At 72.9% G+C, this 2,339-nt stretch carries 1 protein-coding gene and 1 pseudogene; one reads left to right on the forward strand and one right to left on the reverse strand.

What is annotated here, in order from left to right:
* Positions 1–517, forward strand: a pseudogene (locus EAO70_RS29905) (serine/threonine protein kinase); the annotation flags it as partial.
* A gap of 90 nt (positions 518–607) precedes the next feature.
* On the opposite strand, the gene EAO70_RS29910 reads toward EAO70_RS29905, so the two are convergent.
* A complete protein-coding gene (locus EAO70_RS29910; protein WP_187284098.1) occupies positions 608–2,329 on the reverse strand; it encodes a chitinase in 1,722 nt (573 codons plus the stop codon).
* Positions 2,330–2,339 lie beyond the last annotated feature (10 nt).

Genomic DNA, 2,339 nt, shown 5'->3' on the forward strand with positions numbered 1-2,339 from the left:
GTCGTACGGGGACCGGGCCCAGTCCCCGTACGACCCGGCCCGGTCCCCGTACGACCCGGTCCGGTCGCCGTACGACGCGACCCGGCCGCCGCGGGCCGGGGCGCCCTCGACGCCCGTACCGCCGCAGGCCGCGGTGCCGTCGCCGTACGCCCTCACCCAGCCCGCCGCGGCCCCGCCGGGGTTCGGGCCGCCCGGTCACGGCCTCGGCTTTCCGCCGCCGCCCGCCGGGCCGCCGCAGCCCGTGCCGGACTTCGTCGCCGCCGACCGGGTCTGCGGGATCGTCGTGGACGGGTCCGGGGTCTGCCTCCAGCTCCTCGACGAGGAGGCGGAGTTCACCTGGTCCGAGATCGGCGCCGTACGGCACGAGCGGACCCGGCGCGGCCGGGGGCTGCGGATCTCCGTCGACCTCCACGACGGCACCAGCTACCTCTGCGAGATCGACGGGCGACGGGCGGCCCGGGTCGAGGAGTGGGCCGCCGGGCTCGACCGGGCCCTGGCGCGCTTCCTGCCCGCGTGAGCCCGCGCCGTTCGGCGCCGGGGAACGGGGGCGGCGCCGCCGGAGGACCGGCGGCGCCGCGATGGTGCGGGTGGTGCTGGGGGTTCCTCGTTACGGCAGGTTGTGGACGTGCGGGCCCACCGCGTTCGACCAGGCGTTGCCGGCCGTCGCGTCCCAGTTGGTCGACCAGGTCATGGCGCCGCGGAGGGTCGGCCAGGCCTGGGCCGGCTTGAAGGTGCCGCAGCCGGTGAGCTTCGTCAGGCAGTCGAGCGCGTTCTTCACGATCTGCGGGTCGACGTAGCCGCTGCCCGCGCCCCGGGTGGAGGCGGGGACGCCCAGGCCGACCTGCGACGGGGCGAGACCGCCCTGGATCTGGATGCAGGCGAGCGCGGTGAGGAAGTCCACCGAGCCCTGGCTGTAGACCTTGCCGTCGCAGCCGAGCATCGAACCGCTGTTGTAGTACTGCATGTTGACGACGGTGAGGATGTCCTTCACCGCGAGCGCGGTCTTGAAGTACTCCGTGCCCGTGCTCTGCATGTCGATCGTCTGCGGGGCCATCGTCAGGACCATCGACGAACCGGCCTTGGCGGACAGCTGGCGCAGCGCCTTGGTCAGGTACGTCGAGTTGATGCCGTGTTCGAGGTCGATGTCGACGCCGTTGAAGCCGTACTCCTGCATGAGGGCGTACGCGCTGTTCGCGAAGGCGGTCGCGGAGGCGTCACTGTTGATCGTGACGTTCCCCTTCTCGCCGCCGACCGAGATGATGACGGACTTGCCGGCGGCCTTCTTCGCGGCGACGTCCGCCTTGAAGTCGGCGACCGAGGCGTAGCCGACGGCCGGGTCGAGGTTGAAGACGATCTGGCCCGGCGTCGCCGTCGAGTCGGCGAACGAGACGGCGATGATGTCGTACTGCGACTGCACGTCCCGCAGCTTCTGGACCGTGGCGCCGTTGTTGAAGTTCTGCCAGTAGCCGGTCAGCGCGTGCTTGGGCACGGCCGGGCCGGGGCCCGGGTCGGTGACCTTCGCGGTCCTGGCCGAGACGGCGCCCGACTTCGCGGACTCACCCGCCGCGTTCGTCGCGGAGACCTGGAACTGGTACGCCGTGTCGGCCGACAGGCCGGTGATCGTGGCCGAAGTGCCGCTCACCGTCTGCGCGTTGCCGCCGTCCCGGTAGACCTTGTAGCCCGTGGCGCCGGAGACCGCGCCCCAGCTCAGGGCGACCGAGGAGGAGGTGACGGAGCCCGCGGCGAGACCGGCCGGGGTGGACGGGACCACCGGGTCCGGGTCCTGGCCGCCGCCCCCGTCGGGACCGAAGACGCTCACGTCGTCGACGGAGTACGGGGAGGTGCCGTACCAGCCGTGGGTGTAGATCTCGACCGAAGTGGTGCTCGCCCCGGTGGTGAACGTGGTGGTGAGCTGCTTCCAGGAGGGGCTGTCGGGCGTCCAGGTGGAGACGCTGCCGGAGCCGGTGCCGGTGTTGCTCGCACCGAGGTAGGCGTAGCCGCCCTGGACCCAGGCGCTCAGCGTGTAGGTCGAGTTGGGCTTCACGGCCACGGTCTGCACGCACTTGGCGTTGTCGAGGCCGGCCGGGGTCGCCCGGAGCGCGCCGGCGCCGGTGCGGGCCGGGGAGGAGACGGCTGCGCCGCTCCCGGCGGAACACGACCAGTTGGCGAGGCCGTTCTCGAAGCCGGCGTTCTTGGCGACGTTGACGTCGGCCGCCTGCGCGGTGCCGGCTCCGCCGACGAGGACGAGCCCGGAGCCGACGGCGAGCGCGAGGGCTCCGCCGAGCCAGCGGCGTCCGTGCGGGCGGGTGGTGGTGCGGTCCACGTGCATCCTCCGGAGG

Source organism: Streptomyces sp. adm13(2018), assembly GCF_008042145.1.
Taxonomy (GTDB): Bacteria; Actinomycetota; Actinomycetes; order Streptomycetales; family Streptomycetaceae; genus Streptomyces.